The sequence below is a fragment of the Blautia sp. AM28-27 genome, assembly GCF_003480905.1.
Lineage (GTDB): Bacteria > Bacillota > Clostridia > Lachnospirales > Lachnospiraceae > Fusicatenibacter > Fusicatenibacter saccharivorans.
The window spans coordinates 1-21,641 of sequence record NZ_QUJK01000002.1; the positions used below are offsets into that span (position 1 = coordinate 1).

Annotated in this window: 11 protein-coding genes and 5 tRNA genes; 14 read left to right on the top strand and 2 right to left on the bottom strand. The window is 51.3% G+C overall.

Features of this window, described 5'->3' with window-relative positions; all coding sequences use genetic code 11:
* The first annotated feature begins 116 nt into the window (after positions 1-116).
* The 5 genes from DW743_RS04195 to DW743_RS04215 all read left to right on the top strand — a co-directional run bounded on the left by DW743_RS04195 (position 117) and on the right by DW743_RS04215 (position 599).
* Positions 117-188, top strand: a tRNA-Asn gene (locus DW743_RS04195).
* A gap of 54 nt (positions 189-242) precedes the next feature.
* Positions 243-314, top strand: a tRNA-Glu gene (locus DW743_RS04200).
* A gap of 26 nt (positions 315-340) precedes the next feature.
* Positions 341-413: transfer RNA gene (locus DW743_RS04205), tRNA-Thr, on the top strand.
* A gap of 4 nt (positions 414-417) precedes the next feature.
* Positions 418-491 (top strand) — tRNA-Ile (locus DW743_RS04210).
* Between the two features lie 34 nt (positions 492-525).
* A tRNA-Asp gene (locus DW743_RS04215) sits at positions 526-599 on the top strand.
* 120 nt (positions 600-719) lie between these two features.
* Here DW743_RS04215 and DW743_RS04220 read toward each other — a convergent pair.
* On the bottom strand, positions 720-1,337 hold the full coding sequence (locus tag DW743_RS04220; RefSeq protein ID WP_022461984.1) for a flavodoxin family protein: 618 nt from the start codon (positions 1,335-1,337) through the stop codon (positions 720-722).
* A 159-nt stretch (positions 1,338-1,496) separates the two neighbouring features.
* Between DW743_RS04220 and DW743_RS04225 the strand changes: the two genes are divergently transcribed.
* Entirely contained in the window at positions 1,497-4,829 is a 3,333-nt protein-coding gene (locus tag DW743_RS04225; RefSeq protein WP_158568536.1) for an alpha-L-rhamnosidase, read from the top strand.
* A gap of 104 nt (positions 4,830-4,933) precedes the next feature.
* On the opposite strand, the gene DW743_RS04230 is transcribed toward DW743_RS04225, so the two are convergent.
* Entirely contained in the window at positions 4,934-5,308 is a 375-nt protein-coding gene (locus tag DW743_RS04230) for a metal-dependent transcriptional regulator (protein WP_055221737.1), read from the bottom strand.
* A gap of 221 nt (positions 5,309-5,529) precedes the next feature.
* Between DW743_RS04230 and DW743_RS04235 the strand changes: the two genes are divergently transcribed.
* From DW743_RS04235 to DW743_RS04270, 8 genes are all read left to right on the top strand, one after another.
* Entirely contained in the window at positions 5,530-6,738 is a 1,209-nt protein-coding gene (locus DW743_RS04235) for a serine hydrolase domain-containing protein (protein WP_243002049.1), read from the top strand.
* A 332-nt stretch (positions 6,739-7,070) separates the two neighbouring features.
* Positions 7,071-7,298 carry an HPr family phosphocarrier protein gene (locus tag DW743_RS04240; RefSeq protein WP_147326098.1) on the top strand — a complete coding sequence of 76 codons (228 nt, stop codon included), beginning with the start codon at positions 7,071-7,073 and terminating at the stop codon, positions 7,296-7,298.
* Between the two features lie 186 nt (positions 7,299-7,484).
* Complete coding sequence (locus DW743_RS04245; protein WP_243004540.1) at positions 7,485-10,808, top strand: 3'-5' exonuclease; 3,324 nt, start codon at positions 7,485-7,487, stop codon at positions 10,806-10,808.
* A gap of 16 nt (positions 10,809-10,824) precedes the next feature.
* Positions 10,825-13,014 carry a DNA topoisomerase III gene (locus tag DW743_RS04250; RefSeq protein ID WP_117760606.1) on the top strand — a complete coding sequence of 730 codons (2,190 nt, stop codon included), beginning with the start codon at positions 10,825-10,827 and terminating at the stop codon, positions 13,012-13,014.
* A gap of 176 nt (positions 13,015-13,190) precedes the next feature.
* Complete coding sequence (bglX, locus tag DW743_RS04255; protein WP_117760607.1) at positions 13,191-15,401, top strand: beta-glucosidase BglX; 2,211 nt, start codon at positions 13,191-13,193, stop codon at positions 15,399-15,401.
* Between the two features lie 24 nt (positions 15,402-15,425).
* The gene (locus DW743_RS04260) at positions 15,426-17,675 is read left to right on the top strand and encodes a glycoside hydrolase family 3 protein (protein ID WP_117760608.1); all 2,250 of its coding nucleotides are present in this window, start codon (positions 15,426-15,428) and stop codon (positions 17,673-17,675) included.
* Between the two features lie 94 nt (positions 17,676-17,769).
* Positions 17,770-20,823, top strand: a complete 3,054-nt coding sequence (locus DW743_RS04265) for a glycoside hydrolase family 2 TIM barrel-domain containing protein (protein WP_117760609.1) — start codon at positions 17,770-17,772, stop codon at positions 20,821-20,823.
* Between the two features lie 200 nt (positions 20,824-21,023).
* Positions 21,024-21,632 (top strand): hydrolase, encoded by a 609-nt coding sequence (locus DW743_RS04270; RefSeq protein WP_117760610.1) that lies wholly within the window; start codon positions 21,024-21,026, stop codon positions 21,630-21,632.
* Positions 21,633-21,641 lie beyond the last annotated feature (9 nt).

Consider the following 21,641-nt stretch of genomic DNA (forward strand, 5'->3'; position numbering starts at 1 on the left):
TGACTGTTACTAATCGGTCGAGGGCTTGACCTGAATGGTTGTGTTCACAAAAATGGAATGATAGATGTATAGTGTATGCGGTTTTGAAGGTATATCAGATATCTTCAATTGAATAATCCTCGATAGCTCAATGGTAGAGCATTCGGCTGTTAACCGAAGGGTTGTTGGTTCGAGCCCAACTCGGGGAGTGAATGCGACCTGTAAGAAACTCTTACAGGTCAGTTCTTTCAAAAAGTAAATATGGCTCCGTGGTCAAGCGGTTAAGACATCGCCCTTTCACGGCGGTAACACGGGTTCGATTCCCGTCGGAGTCACTGAATATAAAATATTTGTTATGTATGCCGATGTGGCTCAATTGGCAGAGCAGCTGATTTGTAATCAGCAGGTTATCGGTTCGAGTCCGATCATCGGCTCTTTGGACCTTTAGCTCAGTTGGTTAGAGCAACCGGCTCATAACCGGTCGGTCCCGGGTTCGAGTCCCTGAAGGTCCACTTTAGTTCCATATTTTATATTCTGTATATGTCTGGCCCGGTGGCTCAGCTGGTTAGAGCGCCGCCCTGTCACGGCGGAGGTCGTCGGTTCGATCCCGATCCGGGTCGCTTTAAAAAGTCTGCGGAAGCAGGCTTTTTTCGTGTATAAAATTTCTTCCAGCTATAAAAGATGCCGTATTTCAGACATAGAAAAAAGTCTGAAAGACGGCATCTTGCTTAACAGATAAATTAACGGATAAAGTTTGTGCCGACGCGCGGTTCCTTTTCCGGAAGACCAAAGGATTCTTTTCCGAGCTGGATGCTCTTCATCAGAAAACTCATATTCCGTGCAAGGGTACGCATGATCTGCAGGCCTTCGAGATCTTGCTGTGCCTCGTCCGCATTATTTCCATGGATACTGTTCCAATACTGGCCGGAAGCAACCGGCATGCCGGAGATGGTGAAGTATTTGTTCAGCTCATCAAAGGTAGCGGAAAGACCGCCGCGGCGTGCAGAGACAACCGAAGCGCCGACTTTCATGGTCTTGTCAAAGTGTGTGCTGTAGAACAGACGGTCAAGAAAAGCAATAAGTGTTGCATTTGCAGATGCATAATAAACCGGACTTCCGACAACAAGGCCGTCAGCCTCTTCAAATTTCGGAGCAACCTCATTTACCATATCGGAAAAAGCACATTTTCCGAGCTTGGAACAGGCACCGCAGGCAACACAGCCGCGGATATCTTTATTTCCGATATGTACGATTTCCGCCTCAATACCATTTTCTGTAAAGACTTTTTCCATTTCGTGCAGGGCAGTATAAGTGCTGCCTTTTGCGTGAGGACTTCCGTTGATTAATAATACTTTCATTTGATGGTACCTCTCTTTCGTAATTTCCTTTATTATAACACCGGAAAAGATGCAAATAAAGACGCTTTTTTGGGCAAAAACTGATCTTAACAGAAATAGCTGCTGGACGGTATAATACAATCAGCAAAGAAGGCAAAACTTGCAATGGGAGGTTACCAAATGAAGATAGAGAGAATTCTGATTGAAGATCAGATGGCACCGATCGGGCTGGATGAGAAAAAACCGGCATTTTCCTGGCTGCTGACGGCAGAAGAAGGAGAACAGAATCTGATGCAGAGCGCATGCCGGATCGTTGTGCGCACCGGAGAAGATACTGTGTGGGACAGCGGAAAAATGGAAACCGGCGTATCAACAGGGATTGGTTATGAAGGAGAAGCACTGCAGCCCTGTACCAAATATGAGGTAAAAGCAGAGGTGTGGGATAACCACGGCGGAAAAGCAGAAGCAGAAAGTTCCTTCGAGACAGGCCTTATGGATTCTTTGTATGCAGCATGGGAGGGAGCTGAGTGGATCGGCGCACCGCATGCGACGGTATGCGCGGAAAACCGCGGTGTTTTTACAATCGAGAGTGAATTTCGGATGGAAGGCGGGAAGGGAGAAGCGGGTATCGTCTTTGGAGCCAATGACTTCCGTCTGAACGATCATACGAAAAATGAGCTTGGCATGGAAGGGGAGAACTATATCCGTTATGCTGTGTGCCTTGAGGATGGAGATGCACGCCTCGAAATTTACCGCGTGGGCTATGCGCCGGAGGATACAGCGGAAAAACCGTTTGCCGTTACAAAACTGGTCAACTGGAAAGAGAAAACACAGGAAATCCTGACACCAGAGAATGCCGATGCCTTTCATAAGCTGACCGTAGAGGTTGACGGCAATGTGGCATACGCCTATGTCGACGGCATCCTCGTGGATGCCATTGAAGAGCATGGATTTTTTGGAACGAAAGTATCAGGCCGCCAGCTGAATCCGAGAGGAAATAACGATGTGCTGCCGTATCCGAGACTGAATGAGATCGGATTTTATGCAGGAAAAGGGACGACAGGATATTTTAAGAATCTGACCGTAAGAAACGTAAGAAAACCATCCGCGGAAATTGTTCGTGAGACGCCGGAAGGACGGCTGGATGGGGGAAAAAGTATCTTTGCGGATCAGATTCCGGTGGAAAACGGATACTTTAAAGTAGAAGACAGCCAGATTACGGCAGATCCGTCCCATCATTCAATTCCAATGCTGCGGTCGTGTATTTCCTGCCAGAAAGAGAAAAAACTGGCATCGGCACGCCTTTATATTACTGCGCGCGGTATCTACGACTGCCGGATCAACGGACAGGAGATCACGGAAGATCTGCTGCGTCCGGGTCTGACACAGTATGACCACAGAATGAACTATCAGACATACGATATCACAGGGCTGATGAAACCGGGCCGAAACGGAATCGGCGTGACGCTGGCATCGGGCTGGTGGAGCGAGGCACAGACCTTTGTGGTGAAGAACTTCAATTACTTTGGAGACAAGGAGAGTCTGCTTGCCAAGGTTGTCATGAAGTACGAGGACGGCAGCCGCGAGGTCTTTGGAACAAATACCGAGGATTGGAAGTATTTCGGAGAAGGTCCTTACCTGTTTTCCAGCTACTTTGCCGGAGAGCAGTACGATGCGCGCCGGGCCGAGGTTTACGAAACTTATTCTCTGCCGGAGTTTGATGACAGCACCTGGGAAAAGCCAGTTGTTGTGGATACCGTCATGATCGAAGAGTTCTGCACGATGCCGGGCTTTGGACGGTCCTGGCCGGCGGTTCATGAGCAGAAGCCGGAATATATCGGTGAGTACGATGCGCCGGTGCGGATTGTGGACCGGAGAACGGCAAAGACGAGAAAAGAGCTGTTCCCGGGTGTGTATCTCTACGATCTGGAACAGGAGATGGCCGGTGTACCGCGGATTACACTGCATGAGAAGGCGGGCACAAAGATCATCATCCGCTATGCGGAGGTGCTTTATCCGGATCTGCCGGAGTATGCCGGAAAAGAAGGCACGATGATGCTGGAAAATTACCGGGATGCGACGAGTACGGATGTTTATATCTGCCGCGGCGGGGAAGAGGTGTTCCAGCCGAAGTTTACCTTCCACGGCTACCGCTATATTGAGATCAGCGGTGTGGAGCATGCGCCGGAGCTGGAAGAAGTAGAGAGTCTTCAGTATTCTTCTGTGACGGGATTCCATGGAAGCCTTACGAGTAGCCATAAACTGCTGAACCGGTTTGCCGAGAATGTTTCCTGGTCACAGAAATGCAACTTTATCAACATTCCGACCGACTGCCCGCAGAGAAATGAGCGCATGGGCTGGGCGGGCGATACGCATATTTTCTGCCATACGGCGCTCAACAACAGCAGCCTGAAGAAATTCTATGAGCGGAACCTGCAGGCGATGTGTGATCTGCAGACACCGGAAGGCCAGTACCCGGAGATTGCACCGGTGGGCGGCGGATTCGGCGGCATTACGTATGAGTGTGCGAGTATTTTTATGGCGTGGGAACTGTATGAGCAGTATGGGGATATCCGCACACTGGAGAAATTTTATCCTGGCATGCAGAAATATATGGACTATATGAAGGATAAGGGTCTGCCGGGAACGAAGGTAAATCCGGCGATCGGACCGCTTGGCGACTGGCTGGCACCGGAAGAGACGGATCTGCTGCTTTTATGGAATGCATTCTATTATAAAGAAGCCGATCTGATGAGCCGGATTGCCGGTGCGCTCGGAAGAACAGAGGAGCAGCATCAGTATGAGGCGCTTGCTGCGAAGGTGAAGAAATTCTGGAATGAGACATTTGTACTTCCGGATTCCGGAAAGACCTGCAATGCGGACGGAACGCTGTGTGATACGCAGTGCTCGTATGCAATTGCACTGTCTTATGGTGTGGCAGAAGACAGAAAGAGAATAGGAGAGCATCTGATCCGAAAGACGAGAGCGATCGGCTATACGGTCGGAACGGGATTCTTTGGAACGGGTATTCTGAACCAGATGCTGACCGAGCAGGGCGCTGTGGAGGATGCCTGGAAGATGATGCTGCAGACGGCATTCCCGTCGTGGCTGTATCCGGTGACCCAGGGAGCGACGACGATCTGGGAGCACTGGGATTCTTACACGAAGGAAAAAGGCTTCGGCGGACAGAATGCGATGAACTCGTTCAATCATTATTCGCTCGGAAGCGTTCTTTCCTGGCTGTATCACACGGGACTTGGTATCCAGAGAGACGAGACAAAACCGGGTTATCAGCACATTCTGCTGAAACCGCAGCCGGGCCCGCTCGAGTTTATGAAAGGTTCCGTAGACAGCCCGTACGGCGTGATTTCTGCCGGATGGGAGCGGAAAGGTGACAAAATAGAGTATCAGGTTACGATTCCGGTCAATACAACGGCAACCCTGTTTAAAAACACGGAGGATCCGGCGGATACCGTGGAACTGGGAAGCGGAACGTATACTTTTATGCTGTAAAAAGAAAACCCGAAAGGCTCCGGCAAAGAAATGGGAGACTTTCGGGCGGAAAGAGAAACGCTGTCGGAGAGAAGAGAACTCCGGCAGCGTTTTCTTTGTCATGCTTATTTTTCGGCAGTCATGTGCAGATGACGTTTGATCGCTTCAAAGCTTTCCTGGCTGATGACATGCTCGATGCGGCAGGCATCTTCCGTGGCGGTCTGCTCATCAACACCAAGGCTCATCAGGCCGCGGGAGAGGAGCTGATGGCGCTCATAGATCATCTCTGCGATCGCGCGTCCGCTGTCGGTCAGGTAGATGTAGCCTTCCGGCGTTACGCGGATCTGCTCTTTTTCTCTTAAGTTTTTCATGGCAACGCTGACACTTGATTTTTTAAAGCCAAGTTCTTCTGCAATATCAACACCGCGTACAACGGGTTTTTTCTGACTTAAGACTAAAATGGTTTCCAAATAATTTTCTGCGGATTCATTCGTTTTCAGCAAGATGTTCACCTCGTTTTTCTAAATAGCTGAAGATTCATAAATATATATACATATAGAATAGCATATTTTTCGGAATAGGGCAATGATGGTTTTTGATGGTTTTTCTTAATTTCAGAAAAGTTGTAAGATTTCAGAAAAAAAAGACAATGAGGATAGAAGAAGAAAAGCAAGAGAAAAGATGACAGGGGGCAAAAAGAGAGGTAAAATAGGAAAAAACAATGAAATTTAGATGGAGGTTAGGACATACCATGGAACAGGTGATAAAGAAAAGACTGCAGCAGGTGATGGATGCGTCTGTTGCAAAAGGAGAGACACCGGGCTGTCTTCTGATGGTGATCAAAGACGGAGAGGAGCAGGTTTATCTGGAGAGCGGATATGCGGATATCGAAGCGAAAAAGCCGGTTTCCCGCGATAATATTTTCCGTCTCTACTCCATGAGCAAGCCGATTACCGCGACGGCCATGATGATTCTGGTAGAGCGCGGAATCGTCGATCTGGCGGATCCGGTCAGCAAGTATCTGCCGGGCTTCCGGAACCCGGTTGTATGTACAGCGGATGGGAAGATAGAAAAAGCGGAGCGGGAGATCCTTCTGGAGGATATTATGAATATGACATCCGGGCTGACGTACGGCGGAACGGATGAGACGGGACGGCAGACCGATGCACTTTTTCAGGAGGTGATCCACGGACTTAAGGAAGAAAACGGCGGAACGATCAGTACAGTAGAATTTGCAAACCGTCTTGGAAAAGTCCCGCTTCTGTATCAGCCGGGCCAGTCCTGGAGTTATGGAACGTCGGCGGATGTCGTAGGTGCGGTGATTGAGGTGGCAAGCGGCATGCGCTTTGGGGATTTTCTGAAAAAAGAAATTTTCGAGCCGCTCGGCATGAACGATACCGATTTCTGGGTTCCGGCAGAAAAGCAGGATCGTCTGGCGAAGGTGTATGACTGCAGGGAGGGACAGCCGTCCGTCCGTTATCTGGACAATAACCTTGGCATTCAGAACGATATGGCGTACCGCCCGGCATATGAGGCAGGCGGAGCAGGCCTTGCATCTACCATCGACGATTATGCGAAATTTACGCAGATGCTGCTGAACGGCGGCACCTACAACGGTGTACAGATTCTCCGTCCGGCGACGGTAAAATTTCTGGGAGGCCACACATTAAGCGCAGTACAGCAGGCAGGCTTTGATAACTGGATCGGCCTGGAAGGATTTTCCTACGGAAATCTGATGCGTGTTCTGGTAGATCCGACGCGTGCGGTAACGCTGGGAAGCAAGGGTGAGTTCGGCTGGGACGGCTGGCTTGGATGCTACATGGAAGTCGTGCCGGAGCAGAATATGACATTTCTGATGATGACCCAGAAAAAAGATGCCGGAACGTATACGCTGTCCCGGAAGATCCGAAATATTATTTTCAGCGAATAACTTTTCATGAGAGTGATTCTCAAGTAAGGCCTTCCGGCCCGTCAGATCAGACGAAAAAAGTGCCGGAAAAGAAACAACTTAACGAATCAGACGGAACATATGAGCAAATTGCTGTAAAACTACGTCGAATTTTGTCTAAAACGGATATTTGCAGTGAGACAGATGTATGCTATTTTAGTGTCAGTCGAAAATGAAGGCGATTTCATTACTACTTTCAGAAAAAACAGCAAAAAAGGGATATCGTGTAAGCTTTTGACCGATTTTGAAGGAAATAAAAGAAAGAATTCAAAATCATGAAAAAAAGACCAAAAAGCAGAAAGGATGCAGAAAATATGATTTCGTTACCGTTAAAGTTTGATGAAGTAGAGAGTGTAGAAGAATTTGTAAATATGGTGAAACGCCTGGATTACGACGTTGACGTAAAAATAGGACGATGCGTCTTTGATGCGAAATCCCTGATGAGTGTCCTGATGATCGCCGGAAACCCGGATGCGGTTGTGGAAGCCCATACGAACGATATCGAAGCATTTAAAAAGAAATTTAAGGATTACCTTCAGTAAGAAAAAAAGTCGGAAAGGCACTGTGTGTAAGATGCATGGTGTCTTTTTTGATGCACGAAAAAGCGGGTGAAGTATCTTGCCGGGGAGACGTGTGCATGGTAAAATAAAGTCTATTGGGATGGAAATAAGAGAATCAAAAGAACGGGCTGATGTAGAAGAAGTTTTTCGTAAAAAAGGAGGTACAAAGTGGAAGAAGAGAAACTGGAAAGAAGCATCAGAAAATCAGAGATTCCCGGACTTACGAGGGAAGAGGAGGAAGCACAGCTTGCGAAGGTGATCGGGATTGCCGAGCAGAATCTGGAACAGGCGAAGGCGGATATCCGGCTGGCGAATGAGGATCTGGCGGATCTGATGGAGACGTACGACGCAAAAGAGGCGGAAGGCCTGGCGCTCTGGAACAACGCGACGGCGAAGCTGAATGCGTACCAGCACGGCATGGCGCGGCTGGAAAAAGCGAGAAAGAAGCCGTATTTCGGGCGGATTGATTTTCAGGATCCGCGGCTTTCGTTTTTAGAGTCCTATTACATCGGGCGCGTCGGCATTTCCGATGAGAAGGCGGAACCGGTTGTGCTGGACTGGCGGGCGCCGATTTCCTCCGTCTATTATGAGAACAGCACTGGGCCGTGCAGCTATACGGTGAGTTCAGAGGGTACTTTTTCGATTGATCTGAAAAGAAAGCGGACGTATGAGATTGAAAATGACCATCTGAAAGACTTTTTTGATTCCGATGTGGTAGCGAACGATGAGCTGCTGACAAAGTATCTGGCGAAGAACAAAAAAGCGGTGCTCGGTGAGATCATTGCGACGATCCAGCAGGAGCAGAACCTCATTATCCGCAGATCCCCGAAGACGAATCTGATCGTACAGGGCGTGGCTGGCTCCGGAAAGACGACGGTGGCGATGCACCGGATTTCGTACATCCTCTATAATTACGAGGAGGACTTCCGGCCGGAGGATTTCTATATCATTGGAAGCAACCGCATTCTGCTGAACTACATTACCAGCGTTCTGCCGGAACTCGATGTGTACGGCATCCGTCAGATGACGATGGAGCAGCTTTTCATCCGGCTTCTGTATGAGGACTGGGACGAAGAAAAGTACATGGTACACACCATCGACCGCGCGGATGAGAAAAACAGCATAAAGGGCGGAAGCGGCTGGTTTTTCGATCTGGAAAATTTCTGCCGTACGTACGAGGCAGAGCAGATTCCGCGGGAGCCGGTGCGGCTGGAAAAAACGGGAACATTGCTTCTGGACGCCGAGTATATTGATAACTATTGCAGGGAGCAGTCCACACTTTCCATGGAAGGAAAGATGTGCATGCTGAACGAGATCCTGCTGGCAAAATTTGAGAACGAGGTTTCGGGAAAAGAAGTGACGTTTCCGGCGCGCGAAAAAAAGGCGCTGAAGCGGAAATACGAGAAATATTTTGGGGATGGAAAATGGCGGGGATCCATTTTTGATCTCTATTTACAGTTTCTGGAGCAGCAGGCGGAGAAAGGAAAAGCGGTGGAAGTGCCGGAAAACTCCTTTGATGTCTATGATCTGGCGGCGCTGGCATACCTCTATAAGCGGATCAAGGAAAACGATCCCGTGCGCGAGGCGAGCCATGTGGTCATCGACGAGGCGCAGGATTTCGGGATGATGGCGTACCAGGTGCTTCATTACTGTCTGCGTGACTGTACGTATACCATTATGGGAGATACGTCGCAGAATATCCATTTTTCCTACGGCCTGAACGACTGGGAGGAGTTGAAAAAGCTGATTCTGACCGGCACGTACGATGCGTTCGGCGTTCTGCGGAAGAGTTACCGGAACACGGTGGAGATCTCCGATTTTGCAAATGAAATCCTGCGGCACGGGGATTTTGCGATTTATCCGGTGGAGCCGGTGCTGCGGCATGGAACGACGGTGCAAAAGGAAGCGTTTGCGGATGAGGCTGCGCTTCTGGCAGCTGGAGTGCAGAAGATCAAAGCGTGGCAGGAGCAGGGATATGAGACAATTGCCGTTGTATGCCGGGATGAGGCAGAAGCGGCTGCGACGGCGCGGAAGCTGAAAAAATATGTGCCGGTTGTGGAGGAGGATCTCGAGACGGCAGAATTTGGCGAGGGCGTGATGGTGCTTCCGGTTGCGTATACGAAGGGACTCGAGTTTGACGCGGTGCTGCTTCTTGATCCGACAGAAGAAAAATATCCGGAGAATGACGGACAGGTAAAGCTGCTTTATGTAGCGGCAACGCGTGCGCTGCATGAGCTGGCAGTGCTGTATACGGGAAAACTCACAGGAATCCTTGCAAAGAAAGCGCCAAAGGGCCGTCACAATCAGGAATTTGCCATGGAGACGCTGACGAAGGCGAAAGAGTATGAGAAGGTTTCGCTGACGCAGAAGAAGGCGCGTGAGGAGAACCGCGCGATCGGCATTCAGGAGATGGACGAGCGGAACAGCCATGGACCGAAACGGATTGTGATCAAGCCGGAGCAGAGGCCGGGAATGGCGCTTGGAAATACAAGCACGACCGGAACAGCGGTGATGGCAAAAGGCAGTACGGCAACGCGGAGGGCTGCGGCAGAAACGGGAGAAGAAATTGCCGCAAAGACAATGCAGCAGCGTGCACCGGAAGGGGTGTCATCTATTTTTGCTGGTGCGGCTTATCATGGAAAGGCAGGCGGCAAAGCGCCGGGAAGCAGACGGAGTGCAGGAATGCAATATGGAACGGGCATGGCCGGAGTGCAGAGTGCAAAAAGACCGGGCGGAGCAGGTATGGTACCAGGAGAAGCCGAGAAGACGGAGCGCCTGAATACCTCACTTTACGCTTTCGGTGCAATCCCGGAAAACGAGCTGCTGCGCATCAAGGGCCATTCGAAGATCAAGTGTGCGGTGAAATGGGCGAAGAAAGGAAAATCGGCGGTTGAGATTGCCAGCATGTACGGCATTTTACGTATCACCCCGATCACGCCGGAGGTGATCCGCATCAGTTTCGTAAAAGGTGTGACCGCAAAAGTGCAGGACACGTACTGGAAGCCGAAGGCAGACACCGCGTTTCCGTGGAGTGCGAAAGAATCGAAGACGGCGGTTCTGGTCGAGACGGAAAAGCTGCGCGTCATGGTAGAAAAAAAGGACGGCGCGGTGCAGTTCCTGACGCCGGACAACAAACCAATCCTTTCCGAGAAGCGTGACGAGCCGCGCATGATCGACGGCGGCATGACATGGACGTTCTTCGACTGGAGCGGTTCCGAAAAGCTGAAAGCAAAAGGCATTCTTTCGACCGAGTGGCTGGATCTGACCGCGAAGGCGCGCTACGTCTCTTTTGGCGGAAAGCAGGCGCGGATGCCGCTGTTTGTTTCGAACCGCGGCTACGGCATTGCGGCCGCCGCGTCCCGGACGGCACTGCTGTGCAATGTACGGACGTTTGGAACGTATCTTCACACCGCAGGGGACGGACAGATTGATTATTACTTCATTCTCGGAAAAGACCGGGAGGAAATTGTAAAACAGTATAAAGAGCTATAAAAGGAGCAGACATTTTATGAAAACTCTGGTAATTGCAGAAAAACCATCCGTGGCACGCGACATTGCGCGCGTACTGGGGTGCAGCAAAAAAGAAAACGGAGCGCTGGAGGGAAACAAGTATATCGTTACCTGGGCGCTCGGCCATCTGGTGACGTTAAAAGATCCGGAAGACTATGACAAAAAGTATAAGGAATGGAATATGGCAGTTCTGCCGATGATGCCGGAAAAACTGCAGATCAAGGTCATTCCGCAGACGGGAAAACAGTACCATGCAGTGACGACACAGCTTGCGCGGAAGGACGTGAATGAGATTGTCATTGCAACCGATGCCGGACGCGAGGGTGAGCTGGTGGCGCGGTGGATTCTCGACAAAGCACATAACCAGAAGCCGTGTAAGCGTCTCTGGATTTCCTCTGTGACGGACAGGGCGATCCGTGAGGGTTTTGCCAATCTGAAGGATGCGAAAGAGTACGACAATCTCTACCGCGCTGCCGTTTCCCGTGCCGAGGCGGACTGGCTCGTCGGCATCAATGCGACGCGGGCGCTGACCTGTAAATACAATGCACAGCTTTCCTGCGGCCGTGTGCAGACGCCGACACTTGCCATGATCGCACAGCGCGAGCAGGAAATCCGTGAATTTGTCCCGAAACCGTATTACACGGTGACGGCCGCGGCGGGCGGTGTGGTCTACACCTGGAAAGATGAAAAATCGGGCGGCACAAGAATCTCCGATCCGGAAAAGGCAAAGCAGATCGCAGAGAAGGCAAAACGGTATCCGCTTGTCTTACAGAACGTAGAAAAGAAGAAAAAGCAGAAAGAAGCGCCATTGCTCTACGATCTGACGGAGCTGCAGCGCGATGCGAGCGCACGGTTCGGCTATTCGGCAAAACAGACGCTGAATCTGATGCAGAGCCTCTATGAGACCCATAAAGTCCTTACGTATCCGCGGACAGATTCACGGTATCTGACGAAAGATATTGTGCCGACGTTAAAAGAGCGGCTGGATGCGGTCAGCATCGGCCCGTACAAAGCACTGGCCCAGCAGGCGAAGCGCAGTCCGCTGAACGGAAAGCTCTCCTTTGTCAATGATGCGAAGGTTTCCGATCACCATGCCATTATCCCGACAGAGCAGTACGTGCAGTTATCCGCACTCTCGAACGAGGAGCGCCGCATTTATGATCTTGTTGTGCGCCGTTTTCTTGCGGTACTGCTGCCGCCGTGTGTATATGAAGAGACGGTGATCCAGGCTTCCATCGAAAAGGAATGCTTTACTGCGCGCGGAAAGCGCATGGTCGAGAAAGGCTGGCAGGAGGCGTACGAGGATAACCGGTACGACGAAGAGGATGAGGCGAAAGAAGAGGTGCGGGAGCAGAATCTGCCGCTTCTGGAGGCAGGCATGAAGATCGGGCAGCCGAAGATTAGTCTCCGCGAAGGAAAGACAAAACCTCCGGCACGCTTCACGGAAGGCACGCTGCTCTCCGCGATGGAAAATCCGGTCCGCTACATGGAAAACCGCGACAGCAGCCTGGTAAAAACGATCGGTGAGGCGGGCGGCCTTGGAACGGTTGCGACCCGTGCGGATATCATCGAGAAGCTGTTCCGCAGCTTTCTGATGGAGAAAAAAGGCAATGAGATCTATCTGACCTCGAAAGCACGCCAGCTTCTGAAGCTGGTTCCGGCGGATTTGAAAAAGCCGGAGCTGACGGCAAGCTGGGAGATGCAGTTAAACGACATTGCAAAGGGAAAGAAGCGGCGCGATGTGTTTATGAAGGAGATCCGCAGCTACACGGTGGAACTGATCGATGAGATCAAGACGGAAGAGGGAACGTTCCGCCACGACAACCTGACGAACAAGAAGTGCCCGAACTGCGGAAAACGGCTGCTTGCGGTGAATGGAAAGAACGCAAAACTGCTCGTCTGCCAGGACAGAGAGTGCGGCTACCGCGAGACGGTTTCCCGCACGACGAATGCGAGATGCCCGGTCTGCCATAAGCGCATGGAGATGATCGGAAAGGGCGAGGATGCGACGTTTGTCTGCGCCTGCGGCCACAAAGAGCGCATGACAAAATTCCAAGAGCGCCGCAAAAAAGAGGGCGGCGGCGTGACGAAGCGCGATGTGGCAGCTTATATGAAGAAACAGAAAAAAGAGGCAGAAGAGCCGGTGAACAATGCGTTTGCCGCGGCATTAAAAGGAATTAAATTATAAAAAAGGGAGCGAGTTCTGCCGAAAATCAAAAAACGGCGGAACCCGCTTTTTTTGTTAAAATCGTTGAGGAAAAGGTCAAAAAAAGTGATTGTTTTATGCAGAGTTATGCCGTAAAATAGAAACAAATGATATAAGAAACAGGAAAATTCTGAAAATAACAACAGGGAGGTTTTTCAATGAAACAGACAGATTTGGAAAAGCTGCTGGCGGATATGTCGCTGAAAGAGAAAGTAGATCAGATGCTTCAGTTAAGCGGAGCATTTTACCTCGGGGATGAAAACAGCGTCCTGACCGGCCCGGCAAATGACATGGGAATCGGAAAAGAGGACCTGGAGATGGCCGGTTCCATTCTCGGTGCAGCCGGTGCCGATACGATGAAAAAACTGCAGGATGACTACATGGCAAAACAGCCGCATCACATCCCGATGCTGTTCATGATGGATGTCATTCACGGCATGAAGACCATTTTCCCGGCGCCGCTGGCGCAGGGAGCCACTTTTGATCCGGAGCTCTCCGGCGAGTGCGCGTCTGCAGCCGCAAAAGAAGCATCCGCGACCGGACTTCACGTTACCTTTTCTCCGATGGTTGACCTTGTGCGCGATGCGAGATGGGGCCGCGTTGTGGAATCCACAGGCGAAGATCCGTACCTGAACAGCCGCTTTTCCGAGGCGATCGTAAAAGGCTTCCAGGGCGATGATTTAAAAACACCGGGAAAAGTTGCCTCCTGCATCAAACACTTTGCAGGCTACGGCGGAGCAGTCGCAGGAAGAGATTACAACACCGTAGAGCTCTCAGAGCATACCTTCCGTGAATTCTATCTTCCGGCATACAAAGCAGGCATTGATGCGGGCGCAGCGATGGTGATGACATCATTCAACACGATCAACGGCGTTCCGGCGAGCACCAACAAATGGCTGATGCGCGATATCCTGCGCGGCGAGATGGGATTTGACGGCGTGCTGATTTCTGACTTTGCAGCCATTCTGGAAACCGTTGCCCACAGAAGCTCGAAAGATGCCGCCGATGCAGCGAAAAAAGCGCTGGAGGCAGGCGTGGATATTGATATGATGACATCCGTTTACGCCGCAAACCTCTGCCGTCTCGTAGAAGAAGGTGAAGTGGACGAGCATCTGATTGACGAGTGCTGCCTGCGGATTCTGGAGCTGAAAAACAAACTGGGACTGTTTGAAAATCCATATAAAGATGCGGATGCCGAGAAAGAGAAAGCATACAACCTCTGCCCGGAGCACCGTGCACTGGCGAAAAAAGCAGCGGAGGAATCCTTCGTCCTGCTGAAAAACGACGGCGTACTGCCGCTCGACACTTCGAAAAAGATTGCATTTGTCGGCCCGTATACCAACAATCATGAAATCAAGAGCAGCTGGTCCTTCACCGGCGACAGCAAGGACTGCGTGACGATTCAGGAAGCAGCCGAGAAAGTCTTCGACGCATCACGCACCACGTATGCGGAAGGATGCCCGGTTATCGGAAACGATGTGGAGCTGATCGGATTTACCGAGACGACACCGAAAAAATACAGTGAGGAAGAGCTTGCTGCCATGGAGCAGAGCGCACTACAGGCAGCAAAAGAGGCCGATCTCGTGGTAATGCCGATGGGTGAGCATTATCTGCAGAGCGGCGAGGCGACCAGCCGTGCCATGATCGATGTGCCGGAAATCCAGATGGAGCTGTTCCACAAAGTGCTGGCCGTCAACCCGAATGTGGTTGTCGTTCTGTTCAACGGCCGCCCGCTGGATCTGCGGGAAATCAGCGCTAAAGCAAAAGCCATTCTCGAGGTATGGTTCCCGGGAACCGAGGGCGGAAGCGCTGTTGTGGATGTTCTGAACGGAAAGAAAAATCCGTCCGGCCATCTGCCGATGAGCTTCCCGTACTGCGTGGGCCAGGCACCGGTCAGCTACAACGAGTATTCCACCGGAAGACCGAATCTGCCGGGCATGAAAGAGCGGTTCCGCTCCAAATATCTTGACATTCCGAATGCACCGCTGTATCCGTTCGGCTATGGTCTTTCCTACACGACATTTGCCATTTCGGATGTCGTGCTTGACCAGAACGAGATGGATAAGAATGGCAGAATTGCAGCAAAAGTAACCGTGAAGAATACCGGTGATGCTGCAGGCTGCGAGGTTGTTCAGCTGTACATCCGCGATGATTATTCCGATGTGGTTCGTCCGGTGAAAGAGCTGAAAGGTTTCCGGAAAGTAGAGCTTGCCCCGGGTGAGGAGCAGGAGGTTACGTTCTATATTACCGAAGAGGATCTGCGCTACTACCGGCTCGACGGAACCTTCGGCAGCGAGCCGGGTACCTTTACGGTGATGATCGGCAACAGCAGCACGACGGAAAACAGTGCGGTATTTACTTTAAAATAAATTGGGAAAAGAAGGGTGAAACTTATGGAGAAAACAACGAAAAACGGAATCCACCGGATCCGCCAGGAGGGCGGAAAAACGATCGCCTGGGCAGAAGAGTCCGGAGTTAAGGTACTGGAAAAAGACGGGTATTACTTTAAAGACCTGGCAAAAACCGGTGAACTGCTGCCGTATGAGAACTGGCGCCTCTCCGATGAGGAGAGAGCCGCAGACCTTGCGGGCCGTCTTTCCATCGAGGAGATCGCTGGCCTTATGTTGTACTCACCGCACCAGGCCGTACCGCCGATGCCGGGCGGTCCGTTCCAGGGAACGTTTGACGGAAAAACGTATCTGGAATCCGGCAAAGAACCGTATGCGATTTCAGATCAGCAGAAAGAATTTCTGGAGGACGAGCACATCCGCCATATCCTGCTGACGAACGTGGAAAGCCCGGAGATTTCCGCAAAATGGAGCAATGAGCTGCAGAAACGGGCAGAGACACTGCCGTATGGTATTCCGATCAACCTCTCCTCTGATCCGCGGAACGGAGCAAAGGATTCCGGCGCAGAGTTCAAGAGCGGCGGAAGCGAGATCAGCAAATGGCCGGAGGGTGTCGGCTTTGCAGCATGCTTTGACCCGGAAGTAGCCGGACAGTTTGCAAAGGATGCCTCCCGTGAATACCGGGCACTCGGCATCACAACGGCACTCGGACCGCAGATCGACCTCTGCACCGAGCCGAGATGGATGCGCTTTGTCGATACGTTAGGCGAAGAAGTGGAGATGTCCAAAAAGCTTACCAAAGCGTACTGTGACGGTATGCAGACAACGGAAGGGGAAGCAGACGGCTGGGGAAAAGACAGCGTCAACACGATGGTCAAACACTGGCCGGGCGGCGGCACCGGAGAGGCCGGACGCGATGCACACTATGCATTCGGACAGTTTGCCGTTTATCCGACCGGAAATTTTGAGGAGCATTTAAAACCGTTTACCGAGGCAGCCTTCCACCTGGACGGACCGACCGACTGCGCATCCGCGGTTATGCCGTACTACACCGTATCCTACGGCGTGGACAAGAAAAACGGCAAGAACGTCGGAAACTCCTACAGCGAGTACCTGATCAAGGATCTGCTGCGCGGAAAATATGAATTTAAAGGCATTGTCTGCACCGACTGGGGCATCACCCAGGATCCGGAGAAGACGATTGAGGGATTTGGAAGCCGCTGCTACGGCGTGCAGGATATGACCGAGGCAGAACGGTGTCTGCTGGCGATCACAAACGGCGTTGACCAGTTCGGCGGAAACAGCGAGTCCGGTCCGATTGTCGAGGCATATAAGATCGGCTGTGAGAAATACGGCGAGAAAGCGATGCGTGAGCGCATGGAGCTGTCCGCCAAACGTCTTCTGATCAACATTTTCCACTGCGGCTTGTTTGAGGACCCGTATCTTGATCCGGAAGAATCCGCAAAGATTGTAGGATGCGAAGAGTTCTGCCGCCATGGCTATGAGGCACAGCAGAAATCCATCGTCCTGCTGAAAAACAGTGCGAAACGTGCACCGGAAGGACAGAAGGGTGTGCTGCCGCTGAAGAAAGGTTTGAAGGTTTATATTCCGGAGAGAAAGATCGGACCGTCCAAAGCGTTCTTCCGCATCGATCTGCCGGCAAAAACCGAAGATCCGCTGCCGGATGGACTGCCGTCCAAGTACGGTACACGCGTGGCATCACCGGAGGAGGCCGATGTGGCGCTGGTATTTATCGAAAGCCCGGCATGCAACCCGTATTCCACCGAAGATCTTGCGAACGGCGGCAACGGCTATCTGCCGATTACACTGCAGTACCGCCCGTATACGGCGAAAAAAGCGCGTGAGGTGAGCATTGCCGGCGGTGATTTCCGCGAGAATTTCACGAACCGCAGCTATCTTGGAAAGACAAACACTGCCTACAACGAGGCTGATCTCGACAATATTCTCGAATGCCGCCGCGCGATGGGCGACAAGCCGGTGATCGTCTGCGCAACCGTCAACAACCCGATGGTGATGCATGAATTTGAAGCCGAAGCCGATGCGATCATCGCAGAGTTCGGTGTTTCGAGAGCCGCTGTGCTCGACGTTGTCTTCGGCGGTTACAACCCGACCGGCCGTCTGCCGATCCAGATGCCGAAGGATATGGATGCGGTTGAGGAGCAGAGTGAGGACCGTGCGTTGGATATGGAAACCTATATTGACAGCGAAGGACATAACTATGACTACGGTTATGGCATGAATTACGAAGGCGTTCTTCCTGCATGGAAAAAGTAAAAGAATAACAGAAAACCTGATCGGCACCGGGACTGCGTGTGTTTCGGTGCCGATATTGGAAACAAAAGACAGAATAAGGAGGACTTAAAAAGAGATGATTGTTCCAAAATATTTCGAAGATTTCGATCACCTGCATGTGAATACCATGCCGAACCGTGCCTACTACATTCCGGCATCCCGCCGCATGGAGGATCTGGTGGAGAACCGGGAGGCGTCGGACCGCTTTTTCCTGCTTTCCGGCGACTGGAAATTCCGCTATTTTACCAGTGTTTACGATGTAAAAGAGGAGTTTTTCGCAGAAGGATACGACACTTCTGCATTCGAGACGATTCCGGTGCCGTCCGTCTGGCAGAATTATGGCCATGACCACCATCAGTATACGAATGTCCGCTACCCGTTCCCGGTGGATCCGCCGTATGTGCCGTATGAGAACCCGTGCGGTGCGTACGTGAGAACGTTCGAGTGGAAAAAACAGGAGGAAGCACCGAGGGAATTCCTGAATTTTGAGGGCGTGGATTCCTGTTTCTACGTGTGGATGAACGGCAGCTTCGTCGGCTACAGCCAGGTGTCTCATTCTACGAGTGAATTTGATGTAACAGACTTCTTAAAAGATGGCACCAACACCATCGCCGTACTGGTGCTGAAATGGTGCGATGGAAGCTATCTCGAGGATCAGGACAAATTCCGCATGAGCGGCATTTTCCGCGATGTCTATCTGCTTGCAAGACCAGAAAAAGGCATCCGCGATTACTTTGTAAAGGCAGCGCCGGACGCATCGTACCAGAATGGAGAAGTTTCGATTGCGATTACCTGGAATGACGGGGAACCGCAGGAAGGAACAGCAAAGCTGTTTGATGCAGAAAATCATCTTGTGGCAGAGGCAGCGTTTGGCGGCGATACGGTTCAGATGCATGTAAAAGATGCACATCTGTGGAATGCCGAGGAGCCGTATCTGTATACGCTGGTGCTGGAGACGGCGGGTGAGGTGATCACGGATCATGTCGGCATCCGTGAGATCCACGCGAAGGACGGTGTGCTGTACCTGAACGGCGTGAAGATCAAATTCCACGGAACAAACCGCCACGACAGCGATCCGGTGACGGGATTTGCAATCAGCCTTGCACAGATCAAAAAAGATCTGAAGGTAATGAAAGAGCACAACATCAATGCGATCCGGACCAGCCATTACCCGAATGCGCCGTACTGTTATCAGCTTTATGACCGTCTCGGTTTTTATGTCATCGATGAGGCGGACAATGAGAGCCACGGCACAGAGGCAATTTATGCGAATTACACGGGCTGGGAAGAGTATGCGAAGAACTGGAATAAACTAATTGCGAACAATCCGGTATTTACCGAGGCAACCGTAGACCGCACACAGCGTTGCGTAGAGCGCGATAAAAACCGCCCGAGCGTTGTCATCTGGTCGATGGGAAATGAGTGCGCATACGGCTGTACCTTCGAGGCGGCCTTAAAGTGGACGAAGGAATTTGATCCGACGCGTCTGACGCACTATGAGTCGGCACGGTATGTGGATGATCCGAAGAAATACGATTACAGCAACCTCGACCTCTACAGCCGCATGTATCCATCACTCGAGGAGATCAAAAAAGAGCTGGTGGAGTACGGGGATAAGCCGTATATCATGTGCGAATACTGCCATGCGATGGGCAACGGCCCGGGAGATCTTGAAGACTACTTTGAACTGATCCACAGCGAGGAGAAGATGTGCGGCGGCTTTATCTGGGAGTGGTGCGACCACGCGATTGATATGGGAAAAACGATCGAGGGAAAGAAGATGTACGCGTACGGCGGCGACCACAACGAGTATCCGCACGACGGCAACTTCTGCATGGACGGACTTGTTTATCCGGACCGCACACCGCATACGGGACTGATGGAATTTAAAAACGTGTATCGTCCGGTGCGCGTGACGGGATATGATGCCGAAAAGGGTACACTGACCATCAAAAACTATATGAATTTTGTGAATCTGAAAGATTACGCTGTGCTCGGCTATGAGGTGCTTGTGGACGGCGAAGTGACGGAGAGCGGCAAGATTACAGATGAAGCACTGCTGGAGCTTGCGGCAGGCTGTGAGAAGACGATTCCGCTTGCCATTTCCGTGCCGGAGCAGGGAAAATGTGCGCTGAAGGTTACCTGGTATCAGAAACAGGCCACTGAGGTGCTGCCGGAGCAGTTCGAACTGGGATTTGAAGAAGTTCCGGTGAAAACGAAAGACAATCAGAACCAGAAGGCAAAAGAGATGATGAAGCGCCCGGAGGGAACGGCTTCGTTTGGATGGAAAGAGGACGATCATTATCTGACGGTATCGACGGAACAGTTCAGCTATACCTATAATAAGTTCACCGGCCTGTTCGAGGAAATGTGCTATGCCAACCAGAATCTGCTCGACCGCCCGATGGAGCTGAACATCTGGCGTGCGCCGACAGACAATGACCGCAATATCAAGAATACCTGGATGCGTGCTCAGTATGACCGCACCGTGACGCGGGCGTATGAGACAACGGCAAAAGAAGAAAACGGCTGCGTGGAGATCGAGACAAGCTATTCGATTTCGTCTCCGGCTCTGCAGCGGATCCTTGCAGGTGTGATCAAATGGACAATTTACAGCGACGGAACGACCGATGTCCATGTAGAAGCAAAGAAAGACCCGGTATTCTCGGTTCTGCCGCGTTTTGGCCTGCGCCTGTTCCTGCCGAAATCGTTTGCAAAACTGACCTACTGCGGTCTCGGTCCGGTGGAGAGCTACGTGGATAAGCACCAGGCAAGCTATCACGGCGTTTTCCACAGCACACCGGCAGAACAGCAGGAAGACTATATCCGCCCGCAGGAGAACGGCAGCCACTACGACTGCGATTATGCAAGTCTTGCCAGTGATCGTGCGGTATTGACGGCAGTGGGCGAGAAAACCTTCTCATTCCAGGCATCTATTTACACGCAGGAGGAGCTGACCGCGAAAGCCCACAACTATGAGCTTCGGCCGTGCGGAAGCACTGTTTTCTGCATCGACTACCGCCAGGCCGGGATCGGATCGGCAAGCTGCGGACCGATGCTGCTGGAAAAATATCAGCTGAAAGAAACCGAAATCAGCTTCGATGTGCGGCTGAAACCGAAACTGCTGTAAAGTGTAGAATTTGAAAAATAAGAAAAGCGCTGTGCCCTCTCTCTGAAAGGTGAGGGAACGGCGCCTTTTTATATGATGTACAAAAAAGTCTTGATAAACCTATTGAATTACTATGAATACAGGATTATAATGGACGAAATTATAATTCAAATCTAATCCAGGTGATTCTGGAAAGAGAAAAGGGAAGGAGAAAATCAAGCATGAGTGAAATTACAAGAGATGAGGCATTTACGTTATTAAAAAAATACAACAAAGATCCCTTCCATATTCAGCATGCGCTTACCGTAGAGGCCGTGATGAAATGGTATGCAAGAGAGCTTGGCTATGGGGCAGAAGAGGAGCACTGGGGTATTGTCGGACTGCTGCATGACATTGATTTTGAGCTGTATCCGGCAGAGCACTGCCTGAAAGCACCGGAGCTTCTGCGGGAAGGCGGCGTGTCGGAAGATATCATTCATGGTGTCGTTTCCCATGGCTGCGGCATTACCATTGAGTGTGGCGTCACACTGGATGTGGAGCCGGTGCATGAGATGGAAAAAGTTCTGTTTGCAGCAGATGAGCTGACGGGACTGATCTGGGCAGCTGCGCTGATGCGGCCTTCGAAGAGCACAAAAGACATGGAACTGAAATCCTTAAAGAAGAAATATAAGAGCAAAGGCTTTGCAACAGGATGTTCGAGAGAGGTCATTGAGAGGGGCGCCGATCAGCTTGGCTGGCCGCTGGAAAAATTACTGACTATGACCCTGCAGGCAATGGCCGACAGCGAGGATGAGATCAATCAGGAAGTGGAAGCGGAACAGAACGCATAAAAACAGTCT

Excerpts from the sequence above, each read along its gene's own strand:
- DW743_RS04240 (WP_147326098.1), top strand. The coding sequence starts at position 7,071 with ATGATTTCGTTACCGTTAAAGTTTGATGAAGTAGAGAGTGTAGAAGAA.
- DW743_RS04220 (WP_022461984.1), bottom strand. The coding sequence starts at position 1,337 with ATGAAAGTATTATTAATCAACGGAAGTCCTCACGCAAAAGGCAGCACT.
- DW743_RS04270 (WP_117760610.1), top strand. The coding sequence starts at position 21,024 with ATGAGTGAAATTACAAGAGATGAGGCATTTACGTTATTAAAAAAATAC.
- DW743_RS04250 (WP_117760606.1), top strand. The coding sequence starts at position 10,825 with ATGAAAACTCTGGTAATTGCAGAAAAACCATCCGTGGCACGCGACATT.
- DW743_RS04260 (WP_117760608.1), top strand. The coding sequence starts at position 15,426 with ATGGAGAAAACAACGAAAAACGGAATCCACCGGATCCGCCAGGAGGGC.
- DW743_RS04265 (WP_117760609.1), top strand. The coding sequence starts at position 17,770 with ATGATTGTTCCAAAATATTTCGAAGATTTCGATCACCTGCATGTGAAT.
- DW743_RS04225 (WP_158568536.1), top strand. The coding sequence starts at position 1,497 with ATGAAGATAGAGAGAATTCTGATTGAAGATCAGATGGCACCGATCGGG.
- DW743_RS04235 (WP_243002049.1), top strand. The coding sequence starts at position 5,530 with ATGAAATTTAGATGGAGGTTAGGACATACCATGGAACAGGTGATAAAG.
- bglX (WP_117760607.1), top strand. The coding sequence starts at position 13,191 with ATGAAACAGACAGATTTGGAAAAGCTGCTGGCGGATATGTCGCTGAAA.